The organism is Spiroplasma endosymbiont of Tipula paludosa, from assembly GCF_964264785.1.
Classification (GTDB): domain Bacteria; phylum Bacillota_I; class Bacilli_A; order Mycoplasmatales; family Nriv7; genus Nriv7.
The window spans coordinates 298190-321951 of sequence record NZ_OZ183484.1 but is presented as its reverse complement, the minus strand read 5'-3'; the positions used below and the strand labels follow the sequence as shown (position 1 = coordinate 321951).

The following is a 23762-nucleotide window of genomic DNA, read 5'->3' as shown; positions in this document are numbered from 1 at the left end:
ATTTATCAATTATTAATTAACTTAACATAAACAGTATTTTGTTCTCAAAGAATATTCATAATAAACTGTGAAACATCGGCCAACATTTTTTGTTCACCAATAACTGTTTGAATAACAAAAACACCGTGCGCTTTAGTAATAAAGTAATCAATCACTTCACCAATAAGTGAATTATCATCAACATTGATAACTTGTAATCCAATATAGTTTTCAACTTCGTCATCATTTACTAAATGAGGATTATTACTAAGTTGAAATAAATCTTGAGTCTTTAAAAATAAAATGTCATTAATATAATCATAATTTTTAAATTTAACTAAAAGATCACCTTTATGACTTCTAGAACTAACAACCGTTAATATTTCATAAGTATAATTATTAGAATCATAAAAATATATATCATGATTAGCATCAAAGAATCGCTCATATTTAGGCATTAAACATCTAATCTTTACTTCGCCCTTTAAAGCATGAGTATTAATAACCTTACCAATTTTAACAAACTTCATTATTCGTTAAAAGCCTCTAAAGATACTTTAATTCTTTTTTGCTCTCTTGATGCCTTAACATTAACTAAACGACGAATCGAATCAATAATTAATCCTTTTTTACCGATTAATCTTGCCAAATCACTATCACTAGTCATAATAAGAATTTCTAATTCATTGTCATTTTCATTTAACATTCTAATTTGAATATTATTAATATCTTTAACAATTGGACTAATTAATATTTTAACAGTATTAATGTAATTCATCATTAGCTAACTCCATTTATTCTCTCGAATTTTTTTCATCAATAACCTTTGCTTCTTTTGAAACTTTAACTGTTGATTTAGAATTACTACTTTTATCATCATTTACTTTGTTTTTAACTTCCTTAGCTAAAACTTCTTTTTTAATCACTTTTTTCTCTGCTGTTGATTTCTTTGCTTTATTTTTTTGTCGTAATTCATGAAATGCTTGCATAATTTTTTCTTTTGCAAATAAACTACGAACTGTTTCAGTTGGTTGAGCACCAACGGTTAATCACTTTAAAGCTAATTCTTTATTAATTTTTAACGAATCATTTAAAGAATCATATGTTCCAATTAATTCAATATATTCACCGTCTCTTTTAATACGAGAATCAATAGCAACAATACGATAAAAAGGTTGTTTAGTTTTTCCCATCCTTTTCAGTCTTAATTTAACCATAAAATATAAGTACTCCTCTCACTATTATTGGTTTAGTTATCTTTTTAAACCATAATTAATAATATCGTTAATCGATATATATGTCAAGTAAGTTTACTTAACAGGTCGCGTTTAGTTTTCTTAGGTATTGCTTTGAAGAAGTAAAACAATCAGCTAATTATATTATTTAATTACTAAACTAACCATACCTTTCTTGTTATTGTCATTTTTATTCATTACTATTTTATCATATTATTGAATTTTTACACAATGAAAAATTATTAATTGGTCGCGTTTAGTTTTCTTAAGTATTTTTTAAAAAAGAAAAAATAGTCATTTACTATAAATTATTTCAATATGCAAATTAAGTATATATTTCTTATGTATGATTTTTGTTGTAAAAAATTATTTTAATGTTGTTTTTATAAGCATTTTACTTAGTTTTTATAACCTTTTATTAAGAATATGTTTGTTAATATTAAATATTTTGTTTTATTAATTATTTTTCAAGTAAAAAGGTAATAAATTTTTAGTTGCTTTTCTTTCAAAATTATTCAAATCTTTACCCACCTAACAAAACTTTATGCGCCCTACTTAACAGTTAATATTACTACTACTTAAAAAATATAATTTATGTTTATGCTGAATTATACTTGTAAGTGCAAGTGCCAAATTGTAAAGTTAAGTGCAACTAAATTATTTTTCTAACCAAATATTCGATTGGCGAAAGATAATTTATTATTTTTCTTGGTCTTTGGTTTAAAGACAATATAAATTTATGAACTGCATTTTTAGTAGTGTTTGAAAAATTAAATTTTTTAGGAAATTTTTCTCTAATTAAACCATTAGTATTTTCATTAGTACCTCTTTGTCAAGGTGAATATGCATCAGCAAAATAAATTTTCACATTTAAATTTTTTTCAAGTTGTTGTCAATTAGCAAATTCTTTACCCCTATCAAATGTTATAGTCTTAACAAGATTATTTGGAAGAATTGATAAATAATGACTAATATTTTTGTTAATAACTTTAGTAGTTCTATTTTCAACTAATATTGCTAAAGTAAATCTTGATGTTCTTTCAACTAAAGTTATTAAACATGATTTACTTTTACCTCGTGATGATACTACAGTATCACCTTCTCAATGGCCAAGAGTTATGCGATTATTAACATTTCGTTCTTTAATGGATTTACCATTAAATTTACCCCGATTTTCTTGAGATTTTCGTTTCTTACCTTTTCTTCTTAAATTTTTACTAGTAACCTTTTCAAGTAATCCAGAATAAATTCAATTGTAAATTGTTTTAAAACTAATAATTCATTCTTGATGAAAATTTTTAATTCTGCCATAAATTTGTTCAGGCGATCAACCTAATAATAATTTTTGTTGTACATATTTTACTAATTCTCTATTTTTAAATTTATGAAAATAAACATGTAATTGTTTTCTATTTTCTGCTTTATTTTGTGCAATTAATGAAAAATAATGATTATTATCTTTATTTCTATTAACTTCTCGATTAATAGTACTAATACTTCGATTAAGATTCTTAGCTATTTCACTAATTTTTACTTTAAATTTCAATTGATTCTCAATATAAATTCTTTCATCTATGCCAAGATGTTTGTATCCCATATAAAAACTCCTTAAATTTACTTTTTCTAAAATAAACTTAGCATCATGAAATTTTTATATGAAATCTTTTGCAATTTTATTTACTTGCACTTACAAGTATAATTCAGCATTTAAAGTATAAAGCAAAATTGGCGCTCTAAAACTAAATTTATAGTTTTTACTTGTTACTTTTTGAGTTTTAATCGGCATTACTTCTTACCTTCCTTTTTATTACTGTTTTTATGACTAGACACAATTTCTGATTGTTGATCATTTTTAATAATTTGTTCATACAACTCAGTTAAGTCTGTTGTATACGGTTGTGTTGATTTAATTAAAATTTTATGTTCAAGCGCTAATTCACTAATATTTAACAATTCTTGATCATTTTTAATTTGCACCACAATTTTTTCATTCATTATTTGAACATCATAACCAGCTTTTTTTAATACTTTAATAAACAATTCTGGTTTTAAAGGATCAAACATATATAAATTTTGTTTTTTAGTTTGAATGATATCACTGTAAATAACATTACCATGATTTAAAATTGTAACTTCATCAATAATATTTTGTAACTCTAATAAAATATGTGATGAAATCAAAATGCTTTTTCCCATATCACGAAGTTTAATTAATTCATCAAATAATTCCATTCTCGCTGTTGGATCTAAATTAGCTGCTGGTTCATCTAAAATTAATATTTTAGGATTAGAAATAAGAGCTTGTGCTAATAATACCTTTTTTTTCATTCCAGAAGAAAAACTATTAGGATTTTTTCGTTGAAACTTTCATAAATTTAATTGTTCTAATGATGCTTTAGCTTCCTTTTTACTTTTTTTTCAATCGTTTCCTCGTAAAAAACTCATTCAAGTTAAATATTTATATGTTGATAAGTGCATTGGAAAACGAGCATTTTCAGGAATATATCCTAAAACTTCTTTAGCTACAGACAGCGTAGCATCTTTACCATCAATTTGTATTTCACCACTATTAGGAATAATTGAACCGATTAAACATTTAATTGTTGTTGTTTTTCCACTACCATTAGGTCCAATAAAACCATGAATTTTACCACTTTTTACTTTAATAGTAATGTTATTAACAGCAACTTGTTTTTTAAACCTTTTGGTTAATCCACTAATAGAAATTGCATAATTATTATTTTCCATTAATTTACTCCTTGTATATTTTATGACTAATGATGAATACGACCAGCTTATTTTCGTTTCATTGCTAATGCTTTAGTAAAAGAATAACTTTGTAAACCATTTCCACTTAATCCAATACAAATCCCTGTATTGCCAGCAATTAATTGCTTAATAGCTTCAGTTCCTAAAATTGTTGCTAAATAGCGATCCATTGCTGTTGGCATACCGCCTCTTTGAATATGTCCTAAGACTGTTGCTCGCGTAACATAACCACTACCTTTTTCAACTTCTTTCGCCAATTGATGAACATCATACAGTTTTTCCGTTACAAGAATAATTACCGAACGATACTTTTTCTCATAACATTTTTTAGTTTGCTGAATAATTTCTTCTTCTGTCAATTTATTTTCTGATGTACTAATAATTTCCACACCACTACCAATTCCCGCCAGCATCGCAATATCTCCACAATAACGACCCATAACTTCAATAATTCCACAACGATTATGAGATTCATTAGTATCGCGAACACGGTCAATTGCTTCAATAACGGTATTTAATGCCGTATCAAAACCAATAGTAAAATCACTTGATACAACATCATTATCTATTGTTCCTGGCAAACCAATACAATTTAATCCCATTGCTACTAATTTATTAGCACCTTGATAACTACCATCACCACCAATAACAATTAAATTATTAATTTCTAATTGTTTTAAATTATTAATCGCTCGTTGTCTTACTTCTTCCTTTGCAAATTCAGGATAACGGGAAGTACCAATCGCTGTTCCCCCACGATTAACAATTTTTCTCGCAAAGTCTTCATTAGTTTCTTCAATTCAACCTTGTGTTAAACCTTCATAACCATCCCTAACAATGTAAGGCAGAATATTATTTGCTATTGCTTTTTTAATTATTTGCGCCACCGTATTGTTCATTCCTGGCGCATCGCCACCAGAAGTTAATATCGCAACTTTCTTCATCAATTTTGCCATTTTTAATTTATCCCTTCTAAATATTTAGTATTTTAATTATAGCAAAAATATATTCTCCACAATATACTAATTTATTAAAGTGCTATTTGTCTCCTTAATAATTAATTAGTTGGGGACTATACTATTAATTTGTTATTTTTTAAAAAGGTATCCTTAATAAAATTTTAATTTTATCGTTAAACCTCCTTTACTACTACAATAGCAAGAATAGAGTGAAAATCGTTTCTAATTAAAGAAATAATATTCTTAAATAAAAAATATCTCCCAATTAACTAGGAGATATTTAAAGGTTTTAAGATTTTAAGATTTTTTTGTTAAGTTATAAAATGTTTCCATTCCATCATATTCACCAGTAGCACCTAATTCATGTGCAATCGTTAAGAGACGATTATATTTAGCAATCCGATCGGTTCTTGACATTGAACCAGTTTTAATTTGTCCAGTGTTTAAAGCGACCGCTAAATCAGCAATAGTTGTATCCTCAGTTTCACCTGAACGATGTGATACAACTGTTGTTCAATTAGCTTTTTGCGCCATTTGAATCGTCGCAATCGTTTCACTCATTGTTCCAATTTGATTTACTTTAATTAAAATTGAGTTAGCCGCTTGCTTTTCAATACCTTCTTTTGTTATTTTAGGATTAGTTACAAAAATATCATCTCCCATAATTTGGACTTTATTACCTAATTTTTCTGTTAATTTAACAAAACCATCTCAATCATGTTCTGATAGTCCATCTTCAATAGAAATAATCGGATATTTATTAACTAACTGTTCTAAATACAAAATCATTTCATCAGTAGTTTTTTCAACAACTTTGCCACTTTTTTTGCTTAGTTTTTTAAAGACATAAATTTTTCGTTCTTTATCATATAGTTCGCTAGAAGCACAATCCATTGCAATTTTAATATCCGTACCAGCTTTATATCCTGCTGTTTCAATTGCTTTAACAATAACATCTAATGCACCTTCATTATCTAAATTTGGAGCAAATCCACCTTCATCACCAACAGAAGTAGTATCACCAGCATCGTGTAAAATTTTCTTTAAAGTATGAAATACTTCTGCTGCCATTCTAATTGCTTCTTTAAAATCAGGAGCACTAACCGGCATAATCATAAACTCTTGAAAATCAATTGTGTTGTCTGCATGTTCTCCACCATTAATAATGTTTAACATTGGTACTGGTAATTTTCTAGCATTAATACCACCAATATATTGATATAATGGTAAACCTACTTCATCAGCACCTGCACGCATAACTGCCATTGATACTCCTAAAATCGCATTAGCTCCTAATTTTTCTTTATTAGACTTGGTACATAACCTTTAATTTTATCTACTATTTTGATAATTATTTTTTAGATGAAATACAAATGTTAGATAAATACAAAGATAAAAATGAATTTTATAGTTTAGTCGGCATAAAATGTTATAGTTATGTACCAAGTCTATTATCTGTACCATCTAATTTAATCATCACTTGATCAACTAAAAGTTGATTAGTAACATCCATTCCTACTACTTTTTCACGAATCATTTTATTAATATTAGCAACAGCTTTTAAAACACCTTTACCCATATATCGCTTTTCATCGTTATCTCTTAATTCTAAAGCTTCTAATTCACCTGTGGATGCCCCTGACGGAACCAAGGCTTTGCCGTAACCAAATTCACTTCACACTTCCACTTGAATTGTGGGATTACCACGAGAATCTAAAACTTCTATTGCTCTTACATCTGTAATTCTTGACATCTATTACTATCCTCCTCTAAATGAGATATATATTATATATTAGACTTGGTACATAACTATAACATTTTATGCCGACTAAACTATAAAATTCATTTTTATCTTTGTATTTATCTAACATTTGTATTTCATCTAAAAAATAATTATCAAAATAGTAGATAAAATTAAAGGTTATGTACCAAGTCTATTATAGCAAAAACTAGACAAAGACACACAGAAAATAGGTCGCGTTTAGTTTTCTTAGGTATTTTTTAGCTGAATTATACTTGTAAGTGCAAGTAAATAAAATTGCAAAAGATTTCATATAAAAATTTCATGATGCTAAGTTTATTTTAGAAAAAGTAAATTTAAGGAGTTTTTATATGGGATACAAACATCTTGGCATAGATGAAAGAATTTATATTGAGAATCAATTGAAATTTAAAGTAAAAATTAGTGAAATAGCTAAAAATCTTAATCGAAGTATTAGTACTATTAATCGAGAAGTTAATAGAAATAAAGATAATAATCATTATTTTTCATTAATTGCACAAAATAAAGCAGAAAATAGAAAACAATTACATGTTTATTTTCATAAATTTAAAAATAGAGAATTAGTAAAATATGTACAACAAAAATTATTATTAGGTTGATCGCCTGAACAAATTTATGGCAGAATTAAAAATTTTCATCAAGAATGAATTATTAGTTTTAAAACAATTTACAATTGAATTTATTCTGGATTACTTGAAAAGGTTACTAGTAAAAATTTAAGAAGAAAAGGTAAGAAACGAAAATCTCAAGAAAATCGGGGTAAATTTAATGGTAAATCCATTAGACTTGGTACATAACCTTTAATTTTATCTACTATTTTGATAATTATTTTTTAGATGAAATACAAATGTTAGATAAATACAAAGATGCTGAATTATACTTGTAAGTGCAAGTAAATAAAATTGCAAAAGATTTCATATAAAAATTTCATGATGCTAAGTTTATTTTAGAAAAAGTAAATTTAAGGAGTTTTTATATGGGATACAAACATCTTGGCATAGATGAAAGAATTTATATTGAGAATCAATTGAAATTTAAAGTAAAAATTAGTGAAATAGCTAAAAATCTTAATCGAAGTATTAGTACTATTAATCGAGAAGTTAATAGAAATAAAGATAATAATCATTATTTTTCATTAATTGCACAAAATAAAGCAGAAAATAGAAAACAATTACATGTTTATTTTCATAAATTTAAAAATAGAGAATTAGTAAAATATGTACAACAAAAATTATTATTAGGTTGATCGCCTGAACAAATTTATGGCAGAATTAAAAATTTTCATCAAGAATGAATTATTAGTTTTAAAACAATTTACAATTGAATTTATTCTGGATTACTTGAAAAGGTTACTAGTAAAAATTTAAGAAGAAAAGGTAAGAAACGAAAATCTCAAGAAAATCGGGGTAAATTTAATGGTAAATCCATTAAAGAACGAAATGTTAATAATCGCATAACTCTTGGCCATTGAGAAGGTGATACTGTAGTATCATCACGAGGTAAAAGTAAATCATGTTTAATAACTTTAGTTGAAAGAACATCAAGATTTACTTTAGCAATATTAGTTGAAAATAGAACTACTAAAGTTATTAACAAAAATATTAGTCATTATTTATCAATTCTTCCAAATAATCTTGTTAAGACTATAACATTTGATAGGGGTAAAGAATTTGCTAATTGACAACAACTTGAAAAAAATTTAAATGTGAAAATTTATTTTGCTGATGCATATTCACCTTGACAAAGAGGTACTAATGAAAATACTAATGGTTTAATTAGAGAAAAATTTCCTAAAAAATTTAATTTTTCAAACACTACTAAAAATGCAGTTCATAAATTTATATTGTCTTTAAACCAAAGACCAAGAAAAATACTAAATTATCTTTCGCCAATCGAATATTTGGTTAGAAAAATAATTTAGTTGCACTTAACTTTACAATTTGGCTTTTGTTAATAACTTTAGTAGTTCTATTTTCAACTAATATTGCTAAAGTAAATCTTGATGTTCTTTCAACTAAAGTTATTAAACATGATTTACTTTTACCTCGTGATGATACTACAGTATCACCTTCTCAATGGCCAAGAGTTATGCGATTATTAACATTTCGTTCTTTAATGGATTTACCATTAAATTTACCCCGATTTTCTTGAGATTTTCGTTTCTTACCTTTTCTTCTTAAATTTTTACTAGTAACCTTTTCAAGTAATCCAGAATAAATTCAATTGTAAATTGTTTTAAAACTAATAATTCATTCTTGATGAAAATTTTTAATTCTGCCATAAATTTGTTCAGGCGATCAACCTAATAATAATTTTTGTTGTACATATTTTACTAATTCTCTATTTTTAAATTTATGAAAATAAACATGTAATTGTTTTCTATTTTCTGCTTTATTTTGTGCAATTAATGAAAAATAATGATTATTATCTTTATTTCTATTAACTTCTCGATTAATAGTACTAATACTTCGATTAAGATTTTTAGCTATTTCACTAATTTTTACTTTAAATTTCAATTGATTCTCAATATAAATTCTTTCATCTATGCCAAGATGTTTGTATCCCATATAAAAACTCCTTAAATTTACTTTTTCTAAAATAAACTTAGCATCATGAAATTTTTATATGAAATCTTTTGCAATTTTATTTACTTGCACTTACAAGTATAATTCAGCAATTTAATAACCATTCTTGAAAATCGTATTTTTGTAATACGATTTTCTTAATTTAAGGAGTTTTAAAATGAAATATATTATTTCTCAAGCAGATTTAGCAGATTTAAAAGCAAAAATCCAAAGTTGACTAAGTGCTAATTGCCGCAATCCTTATTACTATAAAACTAAAAAACGCCTTACTGCCTATTTAAACTTATGTACTTATTTCTATATTAGACTTGGTACATAACTATAACATTTTATGCCGACTAAACTATAAAATTCATTTTTATCTTTGTATTTATCTAACATTTGTATTTCATCTAAAAAATAATTATCAAAATAGTAGATAAAATTAAAGGTTATGTACCAAGTCTATTGAAGAAACTACTTTAACAAAACTTATTAAAAAATATTTTAAGAATGCAACGAAAACTTTTTATCGTTGGGCACAAAAAATTATGACTGCTTATTATTCTGACAATCTAGATTTGTTATTGTTTAAAACTACAAAACCACAAAATATTAATTATCAATATAGTTTAAATTCTCGCGAAAAAGTATGTGATTTATATTTTGATTACAAAAATCTTCAAGCTGGCGGAATGTGGTCTTTATTTAACAATTTAAAAATCGGTTTTCACGCTGTTAAAAATTCAGAAGTTCCGAAAAATATCAAAACTTTTTATCGTTGAATTAAATCCGACCCTCGTTGAAAAGAATTAAAACAGCAAATCAAACAAACAAAACGCCATTTTAAGCGTTATGAAGTTTCTGATATTGGTCTCTTACAAATGGATGCTAAAATCATTACCCCATCAAATTTTCCGGTTGATAAAAAATATTACATTTATGATTTTGCTGAATTATACTTGTAAGTGCAAGTAAATAAAATTGCAAAAGATTTCATATAAAAATTTCATGATGCTAAGTTTATTTTAGAAAAAGTAAATTTAAGGAGTTTTTATATGGGATACAAACATCTTGGCATAGATGAAAGAATTTATATTGAGAATCAATTGAAATTTAAAGTAAAAATTAGTGAAATAGCTAAAAATCTTAATCGAAGTATTAGTACTATTAATCGAGAAGTTAATAGAAATAAAGATAATAATCATTATTTTTCATTAATTGCACAAAATAAAGCAGAAAATAGAAAACAATTACATGTTTATTTTCATAAATTTAAAAATAGAGAATTAGTAAAATATGTACAACAAAAATTATTATTAGGTTGATCGCCTGAACAAATTTATGGCAGAATTAAAAATTTTCATCAAGAATGAATTATTAGTTTTAAAACAATTTACAATTGAATTTATTCTGGATTACTTGAAAAGGTTACTAGTAAAAATTTAAGAAGAAAAGGTAAGAAACGAAAATCTCAAGAAAATCGGGGTAAATTTAATGGTAAATCCATTAAAGAACGAAATGTTAATAATCGCATAACTCTTGGCCATTGAGAAGGTGATACTGTAGTATCATCACGAGGTAAAAGTAAATCATGTTTAATAACTTTGGTTGAAAGAACATCAAGATTTACTTTAGCAATATTAGTTGAAAATAGAACTACTAAAGTTATTAACAAAAATATTAGTCATTATTTATCAATTCTTCCAAATAATCTTGTTAAGACTATAACATTTGATAGGGGTAAAGAATTTGCTAATTGACAACAACTTGAAAAAAATTTAAATGTGAAAATTTATTTTGCTGATGCATATTCACCTTGACAAAGAGGTACTAATGAAAATACTAATGGTTTAATTAGAGAAAAATTTCCTAAAAAATTTAATTTTTCAAACACTACTAAAAATGCAGTTCATAAATTTATATTGTCTTTAAACCAAAGACCAAGAAAAATACTAAATTATCTTTCGCCAATCGAATATTTGGTTAGAAAAATAATTTAGTTGCACTTAACTTTACAATTTGGCTTTTATTGACGAAATGACGCGCATAGTATTTGGTTATGTTTATGATAGTTTGGGAACTAACAATGCCATTAATGCGACACGAAGAGCGATGAAAGATTTCGGCGAACTTGGCATAATCATTAAACGCCTTCGTACTGACAACGCTCCAGAATTTACTACTACTAACTGAAGTAATAAAAAATCATACAAAGTAAAAGAAAGGCCTTTTACAACCTTTCTTTCGAGGAACGTAATTGTCCACGAAACCACGCCAATCCGTTCTCCTCAGAGCAATGGAAAGATTGAACGATTTCATCAACATTATACCAAATTATTTTATTCTAAGGATAAAAAACTAAATCAAAATGAACTTCAACATTATTTAAACAAATATTATTACTTTTATAATTTTGAACGACGCCATTCATCTTTAAACAATAAAACTCCATTTCAAACATTACAAAAACTTTTAATAAAATAATTTCTAGAAGTTTAAATAATTATTTTTTACAAAATATTTAATTTATTAGTCTCGTTATGGTTATGAAGCGATTGTTCCTAAAAAACTTAATATTTTATGATTTTTATTTTACTTCATGAAACTCAATATTACCATCAAATCCTTGTTTTAATGACCTATGCGCACTCCCATTAAAAGTTATACTATCATCATTATTTATGGTAATTTCTTGTGGCAAAAGATTATATTCTTTTAATTTTTGCATAATTTCTTTAATTAAAATTTCAAATGATTTTTCTTCATTGCTTGTATTTGTTATTTGTGAAGTAATGTTACCATAAATATTTTGTGTTAATTTTAATGTTATTTGCCCTAAAACTTCATCTAATGAAGCAGTAACCTTAATCTTTTGATTTGGGTTAACTTCAATTTCTTGTGACGGTAATTCCACTTCTGAAACTTCTTTATATTCATTTGTTTTATTACTTGAAAAATCAAATGTATTACTTAAGGTTTTTGTTTCTGATGATGTATTTGTATTTGAAGAACCATATTCTCCCCCGATACCTAATTTTTTATCAATAGTTGCTGATACACCTGCAAAAGGTCAAACATTAGCTTCAGCCGTCGTACTTATACCAAGTTCAAAATTTCAATTATGTTTCATATCTGAACTTGAACTTTGTTCTGAACTTTTCTCTTCACCTTCAGTTTTGCTTAAACCTGTTGTAATTTGAGAACTTACGGTTGTTTCTTTTGTATATTTACAATTTGGCGTTTTCATTTTTTGTTTTTCAGGTAAATTATGAAATAATGTGGTTGTCCCAAAACAGATGTTTTTACTATTTTGATTATATATTGGTTCAATACTTTTTGTTGCTGTTACATTTGAATATATCAAATTACCTGAATTAATATTTTTAATTTCTTTTATAGTAATTCCTTGATTTTTATCTCGATAACTTAAAAATATCCCCTTTTTAATTAGTTCGTTTAAATTAATAATTTTATTTTCTTGATTATTTATTATGTATCAAATTTTCTTTTCACCAAAATATTTATCACTATCTTTTCTTGCTTGTATCGTAACAGAAATATTAGTTTTTTCAACTACTTCTAATTGTGAAATATCTAAATTTAGGTTTAAATAATTTAATTCGTTTAAAATGGCATTGTTGTTATTATTAATAATATTTAAATCAGTATTTGTAATAATTTCATTTAAATCTTGTCTAACTTTAAAATTACTACAAAAAACATAACTATCAATACTATATTTATTTGAGTCAGCTTTTACTGCGATTGTTAATTTACCATTTGGAACTTTTTCTTTAACATATATTTGTGTAATGTCTAAATCAGGGTTAGCTTGTTTAGCGGCCGCTAAAATTGTTTCATCATTAATATTATCAACAGGATTTAAACATTTTTTAAAGTCATTAAATAAATCAGGAATCACAAAATAAACAACTACTCATGAACCCGGGCTATATTTCCCGGTTAAATTTACTGTAATTTTTGCAGATTTATTAGTTATATCAGATACAGATAAATGAGAAATATCTATATTAGGATTTTTTATTTTAATAGCATCTAAAATATTAGTTTCTTTACTTTCATAAATTTCACTTAAATTTGTATTTAAAAGTGCTTCGTTTATAATTTGTTTATTTAAATATTTATTTTCATAAAAATTTGTATCTTCTGTTATTATATTTACACTAGTAAACCCCCCGTTTCAATTAATTATAATTCTTATACGTTCGCGTTTACTACATTCTCTTCATTTAGAAATTACTGTACTTCAATTGTTTCATAACCCCTCTGCAAATTTATCAACATAATAATAAGTTACTCTCCTATCTCATTCACCAATATCATTTTTATTATAATAATAATCTTTAAGAATATCTTTAAATTTTTCTTTAAAATTTTCAAAATTATTGCCCACTCTATATTTTTCTATAATAATTTCTTCTCATAAATTAGGTTTAAAATGAAAATACATATTTTCACTAGAAGCCGACAAATCGTTTCCATCACCATCATTTGGACTTCTTTTAACTCTACTTAAAGCTTCTACATTATTTGTTTGTTGATAATTAATTTCATTATTTATTGCCAAATTGTAAAGTTAAGTGCAACTAAATTATTTTTCTAACCAAATATTCGATTGGCGAAAGATAATTTAGTATTTTTCTTGGTCTTTGGTTTAAAGACAATATAAATTTATGAACTGCATTTTTAGTAGTGTTTGAAAAATTAAATTTTTTAGGAAATTTTTCTCTAATTAAACCATTAGTATTTTCATTAGTACCTCTTTGTCAAGGTGAATATGCATCAGCAAAATAAATTTTCACATTTAAATTTTTTTCAAGTTGTTGTCAATTAGCAAATTCTTTACCCCTATCAAATGTTATAGTCTTAACAAGATTATTTGGAAGAATTGATAAATAATGACTAATATTTTTGTTAATAACTTTAGTAGTTCTATTTTCAACTAATATTGCTAAAGTAAATCTTGATGTTCTTTCAACTAAAGTTATTAAACATGATTTACTTTTACCTCGTGATGATACTACAGTATCACCTTCTCAATGGCCAAGAGTTATGCGATTATTAACATTTCGTTCTTTAATGGATTTACCATTAAATTTACCCCGATTTTCTTGAGATTTTCGTTTCTTACCTTTTCTTCTTAAATTTTTACTAGTAACCTTTTCAAGTAATCCAGAATAAATTCAATTGTAAATTGTTTTAAAACTAATAATTCATTCTTGATGAAAATTTTTAATTCTGCCATAAATTTGTTCAGGCGATCAACCTAATAATAATTTTTGTTGTACATATTTTACTAATTCTCTATTTTTAAATTTATGAAAATAAACATGTAATTGTTTTCTATTTTCTGCTTTATTTTGTGCAATTAATGAAAAATAATGATTATTATCTTTATTTCTATTAACTTCTCGATTAATAGTACTAATACTTCGATTAAGATTTTTAGCTATTTCACTAATTTTTACTTTAAATTTCAATTGATTCTCAATATAAATTCTTTCATCTATGCCAAGATGTTTGTATCCCATATAAAAACTCCTTAAATTTACTTTTTCTAAAATAAACTTAGCATCATGAAATTTTTATATGAAATCTTTTGCAATTTTATTTACTTGCACTTACAAGTATAATTCAGCTATTATTTTATTTTCTGGTATTTCTGCTGAGGCGTTCGCCAAGACTATTGGTGTTATGCTCGATAAGCTTGTAATTGTTGTTAACATTGCTAGTAATTTTTTCATATTAATCAAATCCTTTTCGTAAGTTTTTATTAATTAATAAAATTTACAACACCTTTTCCTTTCTCCAAAAATTAATCTACAGTCTCTTTGCCTTGGAATCTAATTATAAACCATTTTAAAAATTTTTTTGCATTATTTTAAATTTATCATCCCTTTTTTAAAAACCCTCTTGTGCTTGTCATAAGTCTGTGGTATATTACAGATTTTTTAGTAAAACTTATTGCTTCTTATTTTTAAATGTGATATATTTTGTAATGAACTTACATTATGCGAGTGTAGTTTAATGGTAGAACTTCAGCCTTCCAAGCTGATTGTGTGGGTTCGATTCCCATCACTCGCTCCATTAGATAAATAAAACTAGACTTTTAGAAGTCTAGTTTTTTGTTGTATAATTCATGAGAGTGAGGAAATAGTGATGTTAAGTAGTGAAAAGATGCGAAGTGATAATAAGTTAAGAAGTATTTTTTTTGTTTTGTGGCAAGCACTAATCCCTGGGTTGATGATTTGATTACTTTTAGATCCGCAATTAAATTTATTAAAATTGAATTTTAAAGATAGTATTGCTTTTGGATATATGTTTTTAATTGGAATGGGAATGCTACTATATGCTTTTATTACAACATTAGTTTGTTTTTTATGTGGTTATCATCAACAAGAACAGTTTATTTATAGTATTATTGTGATGTTAGAATTTGTTGTGTTATATTTAACTAGTTTATGATTATTATCAGTTTTTTGACGCTTTATTATTGCCATCTCATTAGCTATTTTAGGAACTTTAGTGATGACAATTATTGTGATGACAATTACAAATTATTTTTATAAAGAATAATAACTAAATAAATAATAAGTCATTTGTTCAACCTTTTTGTAACTCTTCGTATTTATCATTTAATATTTCTTGATAGATTGATGATGAAGTTTGTTCTCATAGGTAATTGGCTCAATAGCATCAAATTAGGTTTTGATATTGAATTCATCATCAAATCGTTTTAACATCAGTTATTGTTAAACTAAATTCGTGTAAAAAATGATTAATTAAATTGTTATTACGATAAATAGTTTCGCTAATAAAAGAAGCAATATCAAATAAGGGGTCGTTTTTCATTGCATATTCATAGTCAATAATATAAATTTGTTGCTTAGTAATTAAAATATTGCCAGGAACTAAGTCATTATGGCAAAGTTTTAATTCTTGGGGTTCATAGTTAGTAAAAAAATTAATTATTTTTTGTTCATCACTAGTTAAATTTTGTTGGGAAGTATTTACAAGTCCTTTAAATAGTTCTAATTGTGATTTTCAGTTTCAAGTTTTAATAGTTGTAGGAATTTCTATTTGATGTAAATCTTTAATAAGATGAGCAATTTTCTTAACTAATGAAGGAGTTATTTTAATTTGCGTTAAATTTAAAGCATCTTTAATATGTTTAGTAATATAAAAGAAATATTTATCATTTTGAAAATAATCAATAACCGGAACATTAATATTTTTAACTAATGGTAAAACTAGTTGTTCAGTTTTATGGTCTAAGAAAATATCACAAAATGGTTGTGATTTATGAATAATATAATCTAAATAAGAATAATTAATATTTGTTAAACCATATTTTGTTAATTTTGCTTTAGTTCAATTTATTTTCATATCATACCTCCCAAGTAATTAATTTTATTATATAATGACAATGAATAAATATATTAGACTTGGTACATAACCTTTAATTTTATCTACTATTTTGATAATATTATTTACTAGGTGAAGTACAAATGTTAGATAAATACAAAGACGAAAATGAATTTTATAGTCTAATAGGCATAAAATATAAAACTTTCATGAAAATGGTAGAAATTTTAAAAGAAGCTAAAGCTAAACAAAAACAAATTGGTGGTAGACCAAATAAATTATCAATAGAGCAAAGATTACTTATGACTTTAGAATACTGAAAAGAATATAGTACATATCGTATTATTGCAAAAAAAATATAATAGACTTGGTACATAACCTTTAATTTTATCTACTATTTTGATAATTATTTTTTAGATGAAATACAAATGTTAGATAAATACAAAAGACTTGGTACATAACCTTTAATTTTATCTACTATTTTGATAATTATTTTTTAGATGAAATACAAATGTTAGATAAATACAAAGATAAAAATGAATTTTATAGTTTAGTCGGCATAAAATGTTATAGTTATGTACCAAGTCTAATGTAAAAACCCCGGAAAATAAGCATTGATTAAACTTATTTACAACCCATAAAAATATGTACACCAATAAATGCGAACAACTAGCTAATGAATACGAAAAATTAGATGAATACTTATATAAATATCATTATCGCTTAAAACAAGGTTATAAAGTAGTTCATTTTGCATCAAGAACAATTATTACAATTTTTGGTGATGTTAATTTTAAACGACGCCGATATAAATATTGAAATAAAAAATCAGGTAAATTTGAATATGTATGTTTGTTAGACAAAGAAATTGGTCTATTACCCAAACAACGCATTTATTTTGATGTCCAATTTAAAGTTTTAAGTCTTCTGGGTGATGGTAAGCGGTATCGCGATGTTTTAGACGCTCTAAATCATTGTTATATTTCAAAAGCTAGTATTTCAAATATTTTAAATAAATACGATATTGCCGAATATTTTCAACTAGCAGAAAAAGAAACTAAAAATAGAATTGATGTCAAAAGTAAGGATTTATATATTCAACTAGATGAGACATTTTTAGCGACATTAGACCATAAAGTTAAACAAGACCAAAGAATTCGTTTAGTTACTTTTCACACCGGACATAAAGAAAAAAACGACAAAAATGCTCGTAGAGAATTAGAAAACAAACGAGGTCATTTTCTAATGTTAAAAGTTGGTAAACGAATAAATACGATGGATTATCGTGACTTATTAATTAGAGAATTACAAAAACATTATGTGAATATTAATTATGACAAAATAATTGTTTGTGGCGATGGCGCTACTTGAATTAGAGAAATTGCCAATAGTTTTGGTAATGTTAGATATATTTTAGATGGGTATCACGCTATTAAAAAATTAAAACAAACGGCATTTAATATTATTTTTGAAAATCGCAAAGTAACACTAAATAGTTGAATTGAATTATATAAAAATGGTAATCATCAAGAATTAATCAAAAACATTCGCAATGGTGCTAAAAATGAATTAAATAAAGACATTAAAAAAAATTTAAGGAGGGCGAGTAATTATTTCGAAAACAACAAGCATGGTATTCATCATCAAAATTTAGAATGAAATATCGGTTGTAGCATTGAAAGTGATGTATCACATTTGGTAAAACAACAATTAGGATATGGGGCGAAAATATATAATCATAAAAATTTAAATAATCTATTACATTTAAGAATGGCAAATTTAAACAAATTAAATGTATTACATTACATTAGACTTGGTACATAACTATAACTAGCTTAATTCAAAATTATATATTCCTGAAATTAAGTTAAATCGTAATCCAAATCTTCTAATCTTATTGCGATAACGATAAACTAGTATTTTAAATCTTTTTAATCTAGCAAAAACATGTTCAATGGCAATTCTAACTTTACTTAAAAAGCTATTATATTCCTTTTTATCTGGATTTAAGGGATTATTTTTACTCTTTTTAATTGGCAATAATGTATTTTTATGAACATTTTGCAAACCTTGATAGCCTGAATCGGCAATTAATTCTAATTTTGGATTTATAAGTGTATTTGATTTTAAAAATAACTTATAATCATGAATACTGCCATAACAAAAATCTACTGAAATAATTTTATTGTTAAATAAATCAATAATTATTTGTGATTTTAATGAATGTTGCCTTTTCTTACCAGAAAATAATAATTTTAGTTTTTTTTAATTCTTTCAATTGGAATTTCTGTAGCATCAATTGCTAATAAATTATTATTAGTAACTTTATGTTCCAATAATATCTTTTTGCCAGGTATATGAAAGTGACTATTTTTTATTAGAGTATTTTCAACTCAAAAGATATTACGAATACAACTAACATGACTAATATTATATTTTTTTGCAATAATACGATATGTACTATATTCTTTTCAGTATTCTAAAGTCATAAGTAATCTTTGCTCTATTGATAATTTATTTGGTCTACCACCAATTTGTTTTTGTTTAGCTTTAGCTTCTTTTAAAATTTCTACCATTTTCATGAAAGTTTTATATTTTATGCCTATTAGACTATAAAATTCATTTTCGTCTTTGTATTTATCTAACATTTGTACTTCACCTAGTAAATAATATTATCAAAATAGTAGATAAAATTAAAGGTTATGTACCAAGTCTATTACATTAATGAAAATATTAATTCAGAAATAGAAATCAGAAAAGAAATATATAAAAATTCATTATGAAATAAATATAATAATAAAAATGATGATAGTTGAATTAACTATAAAGGTAATGCTGTAACAAATAAATATAATAGATTTAAGTGCCAAATTGTAAAGTTAAGTGCAACTAAATTATTTTTCTAACCAAATATTCGATTGGCGAAAGATAATTTAGTATTTTTCTTGGTCTTTGGTTTAAAGACAATATAAATTTATGAACTGCATTTTTAGTAGTGTTTGAAAAATTAAATTTTTTAGGAAATTTTTCTCTAATTAAACCATTAGTATTTTCATTAGTACCTCTTTGTCAAGGTGAATATGCATCAGCAAAATAAATTTTCACATTTAAATTTTTTTCAAGTTGTTGTCAATTAGCAAATTCTTTACCCCTATCAAATGTTATAGTCTTAACAAGATTATTTGGAAGAATTGATAAATAATGACTAATATTTTTGTTAATAACTTTAGTAGTTCTATTTTCAACTAATATTGCTAAAGTAAATCTTGATGTTCTTTCAACTAAAGTTATTAAACATGATTTACTTTTACCTCGTGATGATACTACAGTATCACCTTCTCAATGGCCAAGAGTTATGCGATTATTAACATTTCGTTCTTTAATGGATTTACCATTAAATTTACCCCGATTTTCTTGAGATTTTCGTTTCTTACCTTTTCTTCTTAAATTTTTACTAGTAACCTTTTCAAGTAATCCAGAATAAATTCAATTGTAAATTGTTTTAAAACTAATAATTCATTCTTGATGAAAATTTTTAATTCTGCCATAAATTTGTTCAGGCGATCAACCTAATAATAATTTTTGTTGTACATATTTTACTAATTCTCTATTTTTAAATTTATGAAAATAAACATGTAATTGTTTTCTATTTTCTGCTTTATTTTGTGCAATTAATGAAAAATAATGATTATTATCTTTATTTCTATTAACTTCTCGATTAATAGTACTAATACTTCGATTAAGATTTTTAGCTATTTCACTAATTTTTACTTTAAATTTCAATTGATTCTCAATATAAATTCTTTCATCTATGCCAAGATGTTTGTATCCCATATAAAAACTCCTTAAATTTACTTTTTCTAAAATAAACTTAGCATCATGAAATTTTTATATGAAATCTTTTGCAATTTTATTTACTTGCACTTACAAGTATAATTCAGCACATAAAAAAAGAAATTATTTTAAATAATTTCTTTTTTAAGATTCTATTTTTTAGAAATTTTCTTTAATAGACTTGGTACATAACTATAACATTTTATGCCGACTAAACTATAAAATTCATTTTTATCTTTGTATTTATCTAACATTTGTATTTCATCTAAAAAATAATTATCAAAATAGTAGATAAAATTAAAGGTTATGTACCAAGTCTAATATAACAATTATAACTATAAGAGTAATTAAAATTAAAAGACCCATAATATATATATTAAATTAGAATCTTATTCCACCACGAGATGTGGAACGAAATAGATTAGCAGCACGAACAGTTTTTGCAGTATTGCTCAAATAACGACGATGTGCTTTAGTATTATTAACTTTTTTACGAAATGCCATTTTATATTACCTCCTTATGTGTAATAATATATTAAAGCTATTTGTTATCTTTGACAATACGCTTTAAACTTTTAACTCTCTCATGAAGGATATGGTCTTTATTACCCAATAGTTTGACATATCCAACACCAGCTTCTTGAACAGAAGCAGTTAAATTAAATTTCGCATTAACAATGCGATTTTTTTTTATTGCTTCTAAATGTTCAGCATTCTGCTTCTCATAAAGTCGGTCAAAATAACGCGGTGGTTGAAGCTTTATCAAACCTTTCTCAGTATTTAAATTGCTGAATTATACTTGTAAGTGCAAGTAAATAAAATTGCAAAAGATTTCATATAAAAATTTCATGATGCTAAGTTTATTTTAGAAAAAGTAAATTTAAGGAGTTTTTATATGGGATACAAACATCTTGGCATAGATGAAAGAATTTATATTGAGAATCAATTGAAATTTAAAGTAAAAATTAGTGAAATAGCTAAAAATCTTAATCGAAGTATTAGTACTATTAATCGAGAAGTTAATAGAAATAAAGATAATAATCATTATTTTTCATTAATTGCACAAAATAAAGCAGAAAATAGAAAACAATTACATGTTTATTTTCATAAATTTAAAAATAGAGAATTAGTAAAATATGTACAACAAAAATTATTATTAGGTTGATCGCCTGAACAAATTTATGGCAGAATTAAAAATTTTCATCAAGAATGAATTATTAGTTTTAAAACAATTTACAATTGAATTTATTCTGGATTACTTGAAAAGGTTACTAGTAAAAATTTAAGAAGAAAAGGTAAGAAACGAAAATCTCAAGAAAATCGGGGTAAATTTAATGGTAAATCCATTAAAGAACGAAATGTTAATAATCGCATAACTCTTGGCCATTGAGAAGGTGATACTGTAGTATCATCACGAGGTAAAAGTAAATCATGTTTAATAACTTTAGTTGAAAGAACATCAAGATTTACTTTAGCAATATTAGTTGAAAATAGAACTACTAAAGTTATTAACAAAAATATTAGTCATTATTTATCAATTCTTCCAAATAATCTTGTTAAGACTATAACATTTGATAGGGGTAAAGAATTTGCTAATTGACAACAACTTGAAAAAAATTTAAATGTGAAAATTTATTTTGCTGATGCATATTCACCTTGACAAAGAGGTACTAATGAAAATACTAATGGTTTAATTAGAGAAAAATTTCCTAAAAAATTTAATTTTTCAAACACTACTAAAAATGCAGTTCATAAATTTATATTGTCTTTAAACCAAAGACCAAGAAAAATACTAAATTATCTTTCGCCAATCGAATATTTGGTTAGAAAAATAATTTAGTTGCACTTAACTTTACAATTTGGCAATTAATAACATCATATTGATAAATATCTTCAAAATTATCTTCAAAATATTTTTTACCAATTCCCTTACTCATATACAATTTTTCTTGTTCAATATTAAGTTTCTCATAATCTAATTTATTAGCTTTTTTTAAAGTATAACGAGCAACATAACCCGCACTCTGATAAGTAACTCGACCAATTTTATGTATTCCTTTTCCTCAAATACGGTCAACAACTTTACTAATAAAGTATGGATGACCTAGTTTTGAGACCTCTCCGGTCAATTCCAAGTCCATTTAATGGTAGACCAAAGAAACAGATGTGATAATGGGGTCTCTGTGTGCGAGAACCATATTCTGAACTTGCTAAGTACTTAATATCAAATATATTTTCACGTTCAAAATTTTTACGTAAAGAATTAATAAATCTTTTTAAATCAGAATATCGACAAGTATATCTACCTTCATCATTAATCGGAATAAATTCATCAGCATAAGTCAAAGTAATAAATCAATTATCATTAGAACTTTTACATTCCAAAGCTGAACGTACTGCTCACTCCTTAGAATTATCTAATTTACATCCGATACACTTACGACAAGGAACAGCATTGTTATTTTTATAATAGCGGTTCATATCTTTTGTAAGTTTTTCAATACAATTAAATCTTTTAAATTTTGCTTTTTCACCCTTTTTCAAGTTATAAACTTGAATTGGTTTTAAACATCCCATAAATTCTCCCAAAAATTTTTTGCGTCAACGGGGCATATCTCTCTTGAATATACTATAGACTTGGTACATAACTATAACATTTTATGCCGACTAAACTATAAAATTCATTTTTATCTTTGTATTTATCTAACATTTGTATTTCATCTAAAAAATAATTATCAAAATAGTAGATAAAATTAAAGGTTATGTACCAAGTCTTATATATAAATAAATATACTATGCCCCGTTGACGACAAGAAATTTATTTTATAAATTTCGCCGACGAAACAATCAAATTTTTCAAATTATTTTGATATAAATCGGTACGCATATTAGTTCCTTTGGCATTTGCTAAATCACCTAATAGACGAGCACTTGAACCAATAATATTGGAAATAATTCCCGCGGATTGTCCACCAGCTCCGCTAGAACCAGCAGGAACAGCACCAGCAGCACTAGTAAAAGCAGTAAGGGGATTAACCCCTGCTTTTTTCATATCTTCAGTTCCGCGCTGTCATTGGGTGTTGGCCATTCGCTCTTGAAAATCACGATTTAACTGATTTTGTGTTCTGGCGCTACTTGCACCAACACCTAAAATATCGGTAATAACATTTTTAATTCCTTCTCCGAATTTATCAAAACCAGATTGTGTGTTTTCATTAATATTAGGATATACATCTTTAAAATCATTCAT

30 protein-coding genes, 1 tRNA gene and 2 pseudogenes are annotated in these 23762 nt (G+C 25.4%); 13 read left to right on the top strand and 20 right to left on the bottom strand.

Features of this window, described 5'->3' with window-relative positions:
• Positions 1-2: 2 nt before the first annotated feature.
• From rimM to ACFEL5_RS01885, 8 genes and pseudogenes are all read right to left on the bottom strand, one after another.
• Positions 3-509, bottom strand: coding sequence for a ribosome maturation factor RimM (rimM, locus tag ACFEL5_RS01920; protein WP_342189927.1), 507 nt, complete (start codon positions 507-509; stop codon positions 3-5).
• A complete protein-coding gene (locus ACFEL5_RS01915) occupies positions 509-757 on the bottom strand; it encodes a KH domain-containing protein (RefSeq protein WP_338967265.1) in 249 nt (82 codons plus the stop codon). The genes rimM and ACFEL5_RS01915 overlap by 1 nt, the downstream gene beginning before the upstream one ends.
• A gap of 16 nt (positions 758-773) precedes the next feature.
• Entirely contained in the window at positions 774-1172 is a 399-nt protein-coding gene (gene rpsP / locus ACFEL5_RS01910; protein ID WP_375315201.1) for a 30S ribosomal protein S16, read from the bottom strand.
• A 694-nt stretch (positions 1173-1866) separates the two neighbouring features.
• Entirely contained in the window at positions 1867-2811 is a 945-nt protein-coding gene (locus ACFEL5_RS01905; protein ID WP_375315118.1) for an IS30 family transposase, read from the bottom strand.
• A 188-nt stretch (positions 2812-2999) separates the two neighbouring features.
• A complete protein-coding gene (locus tag ACFEL5_RS01900; protein WP_342262586.1) occupies positions 3000-3962 on the bottom strand; it encodes an ABC transporter ATP-binding protein in 963 nt (320 codons plus the stop codon).
• 47 nt (positions 3963-4009) lie between these two features.
• Positions 4010-4939: a 6-phosphofructokinase gene (gene pfkA / locus ACFEL5_RS01895; RefSeq protein WP_342189813.1), complete on the bottom strand. Its 930-nt coding sequence runs from the start codon at positions 4937-4939 to the stop codon at positions 4010-4012.
• Between the two features lie 300 nt (positions 4940-5239).
• Positions 5240-6253, bottom strand: a pseudogene (eno, locus tag ACFEL5_RS01890) (phosphopyruvate hydratase); the annotation flags it as partial.
• 145 nt (positions 6254-6398) lie between these two features.
• Positions 6399-6695, bottom strand: a pseudogene (locus tag ACFEL5_RS01885) (phosphopyruvate hydratase); the annotation flags it as partial.
• 359 nt (positions 6696-7054) lie between these two features.
• Between ACFEL5_RS01885 and ACFEL5_RS01880 the strand changes: the two are divergent.
• Together ACFEL5_RS01880 and ACFEL5_RS01875 are read left to right on the top strand one after the other, a co-directional pair.
• Positions 7055-7522, top strand: a complete 468-nt coding sequence (locus ACFEL5_RS01880; RefSeq protein ID WP_375315200.1) for an IS30 family transposase — start codon at positions 7055-7057, stop codon at positions 7520-7522.
• A gap of 179 nt (positions 7523-7701) precedes the next feature.
• Positions 7702-8646 (top strand): IS30 family transposase, encoded by a 945-nt coding sequence (locus tag ACFEL5_RS01875; protein ID WP_338966716.1) that lies wholly within the window; start codon positions 7702-7704, stop codon positions 8644-8646.
• Here the strand turns inward: ACFEL5_RS01875 and ACFEL5_RS01870 are convergent.
• Positions 8630-9292 carry an IS30 family transposase gene (locus ACFEL5_RS01870; protein WP_375315199.1) on the bottom strand — a complete coding sequence of 221 codons (663 nt, stop codon included), beginning with the start codon at positions 9290-9292 and terminating at the stop codon, positions 8630-8632. The genes ACFEL5_RS01875 and ACFEL5_RS01870 overlap by 17 nt on opposite strands.
• A gap of 175 nt (positions 9293-9467) precedes the next feature.
• Between ACFEL5_RS01870 and ACFEL5_RS01865 the strand changes: the two genes are divergently transcribed.
• The 4 genes from ACFEL5_RS01865 to ACFEL5_RS01850 all read left to right on the top strand — a co-directional run bounded on the left by ACFEL5_RS01865 (position 9468) and on the right by ACFEL5_RS01850 (position 11776).
• Positions 9468-9629 (top strand): hypothetical protein, encoded by a 162-nt coding sequence (locus ACFEL5_RS01865; protein ID WP_375315198.1) that lies wholly within the window; start codon positions 9468-9470, stop codon positions 9627-9629.
• A 247-nt stretch (positions 9630-9876) separates the two neighbouring features.
• The gene (locus tag ACFEL5_RS01860; RefSeq protein ID WP_375315567.1) at positions 9877-10257 is read left to right on the top strand and encodes a hypothetical protein; all 381 of its coding nucleotides are present in this window, start codon (positions 9877-9879) and stop codon (positions 10255-10257) included.
• 90 nt (positions 10258-10347) lie between these two features.
• Entirely contained in the window at positions 10348-11292 is a 945-nt protein-coding gene (locus ACFEL5_RS01855; protein ID WP_338966716.1) for an IS30 family transposase, read from the top strand.
• Positions 11293-11311: 19 nt separating this feature from the next.
• Complete coding sequence (locus tag ACFEL5_RS01850) at positions 11312-11776, top strand: integrase core domain-containing protein (protein WP_375315566.1); 465 nt, start codon at positions 11312-11314, stop codon at positions 11774-11776.
• A gap of 103 nt (positions 11777-11879) precedes the next feature.
• Here the strand turns inward: ACFEL5_RS01850 and ACFEL5_RS01845 are convergent, their stop codons facing one another.
• Positions 11880-13880 (bottom strand): ETX/MTX2 family pore-forming toxin, encoded by a 2001-nt coding sequence (locus ACFEL5_RS01845; protein ID WP_375315565.1) that lies wholly within the window; start codon positions 13878-13880, stop codon positions 11880-11882.
• A 19-nt stretch (positions 13881-13899) separates the two neighbouring features.
• Complete coding sequence (locus tag ACFEL5_RS01840) at positions 13900-14844, bottom strand: IS30 family transposase (RefSeq protein WP_338966716.1); 945 nt, start codon at positions 14842-14844, stop codon at positions 13900-13902.
• Between the two features lie 58 nt (positions 14845-14902).
• Here ACFEL5_RS01840 and ACFEL5_RS01835 point away from each other — a divergent pair, with 58 nt between their 5' ends.
• The 3 genes from ACFEL5_RS01835 (at position 14903) to ACFEL5_RS01825 (ending at position 15889) form a co-directional block, all read left to right on the top strand.
• The gene (locus ACFEL5_RS01835) at positions 14903-15079 is read left to right on the top strand and encodes a hypothetical protein (protein WP_375315564.1); all 177 of its coding nucleotides are present in this window, start codon (positions 14903-14905) and stop codon (positions 15077-15079) included.
• Between the two features lie 247 nt (positions 15080-15326).
• Positions 15327-15400 (top strand) — tRNA-Gly (locus ACFEL5_RS01830).
• A 72-nt stretch (positions 15401-15472) separates the two neighbouring features.
• A complete protein-coding gene (locus ACFEL5_RS01825; protein ID WP_338981339.1) occupies positions 15473-15889 on the top strand; it encodes a DxFTY motif-containing membrane protein in 417 nt (138 codons plus the stop codon).
• Between the two features lie 3 nt (positions 15890-15892).
• Here ACFEL5_RS01825 and ACFEL5_RS01820 read toward each other — a convergent pair whose 3' ends face one another.
• Complete coding sequence (locus ACFEL5_RS01820) at positions 15893-16699, bottom strand: phosphotransferase (protein WP_375315563.1); 807 nt, start codon at positions 16697-16699, stop codon at positions 15893-15895.
• Positions 16700-16821: 122 nt separating this feature from the next.
• On the opposite strand from ACFEL5_RS01820, the gene ACFEL5_RS01815 reads away from it, so the two are divergent.
• Positions 16822-17040, top strand: coding sequence for a transposase family protein (locus ACFEL5_RS01815; RefSeq protein WP_375315562.1), 219 nt, complete (start codon positions 16822-16824; stop codon positions 17038-17040).
• A gap of 283 nt (positions 17041-17323) precedes the next feature.
• The gene (locus ACFEL5_RS01810; RefSeq protein WP_375315561.1) at positions 17324-18502 is read left to right on the top strand and encodes an Mbov_0401 family ICE element transposase-like protein; all 1179 of its coding nucleotides are present in this window, start codon (positions 17324-17326) and stop codon (positions 18500-18502) included.
• Positions 18503-18508: 6 nt separating this feature from the next.
• Here ACFEL5_RS01810 and ACFEL5_RS01805 read toward each other — a convergent pair whose 3' ends face one another.
• Both ACFEL5_RS01805 and ACFEL5_RS01800 read right to left on the bottom strand, forming a co-directional pair.
• Positions 18509-18874, bottom strand: coding sequence for a transposase family protein (locus ACFEL5_RS01805; RefSeq protein ID WP_342224590.1), 366 nt, complete (start codon positions 18872-18874; stop codon positions 18509-18511).
• A gap of 59 nt (positions 18875-18933) precedes the next feature.
• Entirely contained in the window at positions 18934-19326 is a 393-nt protein-coding gene (locus ACFEL5_RS01800) for a transposase family protein (RefSeq protein WP_375315019.1), read from the bottom strand.
• Between the two features lie 54 nt (positions 19327-19380).
• Here ACFEL5_RS01800 and ACFEL5_RS01795 point away from each other — a divergent pair, with 54 nt between their 5' ends.
• Positions 19381-19584, top strand: coding sequence for a hypothetical protein (locus ACFEL5_RS01795; RefSeq protein ID WP_375315560.1), 204 nt, complete (start codon positions 19381-19383; stop codon positions 19582-19584).
• On the opposite strand, the gene ACFEL5_RS01790 is transcribed toward ACFEL5_RS01795, so the two are convergent.
• The 3 genes from ACFEL5_RS01790 to ACFEL5_RS01780 form a co-directional block, all read right to left on the bottom strand.
• Positions 19568-20512 carry an IS30 family transposase gene (locus ACFEL5_RS01790; protein WP_338966716.1) on the bottom strand — a complete coding sequence of 315 codons (945 nt, stop codon included), beginning with the start codon at positions 20510-20512 and terminating at the stop codon, positions 19568-19570. The genes ACFEL5_RS01795 and ACFEL5_RS01790 overlap by 17 nt on opposite strands.
• A gap of 381 nt (positions 20513-20893) precedes the next feature.
• Positions 20894-21016 (bottom strand): hypothetical protein, encoded by a 123-nt coding sequence (locus ACFEL5_RS01785; protein WP_375315448.1) that lies wholly within the window; start codon positions 21014-21016, stop codon positions 20894-20896.
• A 37-nt stretch (positions 21017-21053) separates the two neighbouring features.
• The gene (locus ACFEL5_RS01780) at positions 21054-21278 is read right to left on the bottom strand and encodes a hypothetical protein (RefSeq protein WP_375315559.1); all 225 of its coding nucleotides are present in this window, start codon (positions 21276-21278) and stop codon (positions 21054-21056) included.
• A gap of 129 nt (positions 21279-21407) precedes the next feature.
• Between ACFEL5_RS01780 and ACFEL5_RS01775 the strand changes: the two genes are divergently transcribed.
• Positions 21408-22352: an IS30 family transposase gene (locus ACFEL5_RS01775; RefSeq protein WP_338966716.1), complete on the top strand. Its 945-nt coding sequence runs from the start codon at positions 21408-21410 to the stop codon at positions 22350-22352.
• On the opposite strand, the gene ACFEL5_RS01770 is transcribed toward ACFEL5_RS01775, so the two are convergent.
• From ACFEL5_RS01770 to ACFEL5_RS01760, 3 genes are all read right to left on the bottom strand, one after another.
• On the bottom strand, positions 22336-22641 hold the full coding sequence (locus tag ACFEL5_RS01770; RefSeq protein ID WP_375315558.1) for a hypothetical protein: 306 nt from the start codon (positions 22639-22641) through the stop codon (positions 22336-22338). The genes ACFEL5_RS01775 and ACFEL5_RS01770 overlap by 17 nt on opposite strands.
• On the bottom strand, positions 22598-23125 hold the full coding sequence (locus ACFEL5_RS01765) for a rolling circle replication-associated protein (protein WP_375315435.1): 528 nt from the start codon (positions 23123-23125) through the stop codon (positions 22598-22600). The genes ACFEL5_RS01770 and ACFEL5_RS01765 overlap by 44 nt, the downstream gene beginning before the upstream one ends.
• A gap of 205 nt (positions 23126-23330) precedes the next feature.
• Entirely contained in the window at positions 23331-23762 is a 432-nt protein-coding gene (locus tag ACFEL5_RS01760; protein WP_375315442.1) for a hypothetical protein, read from the bottom strand.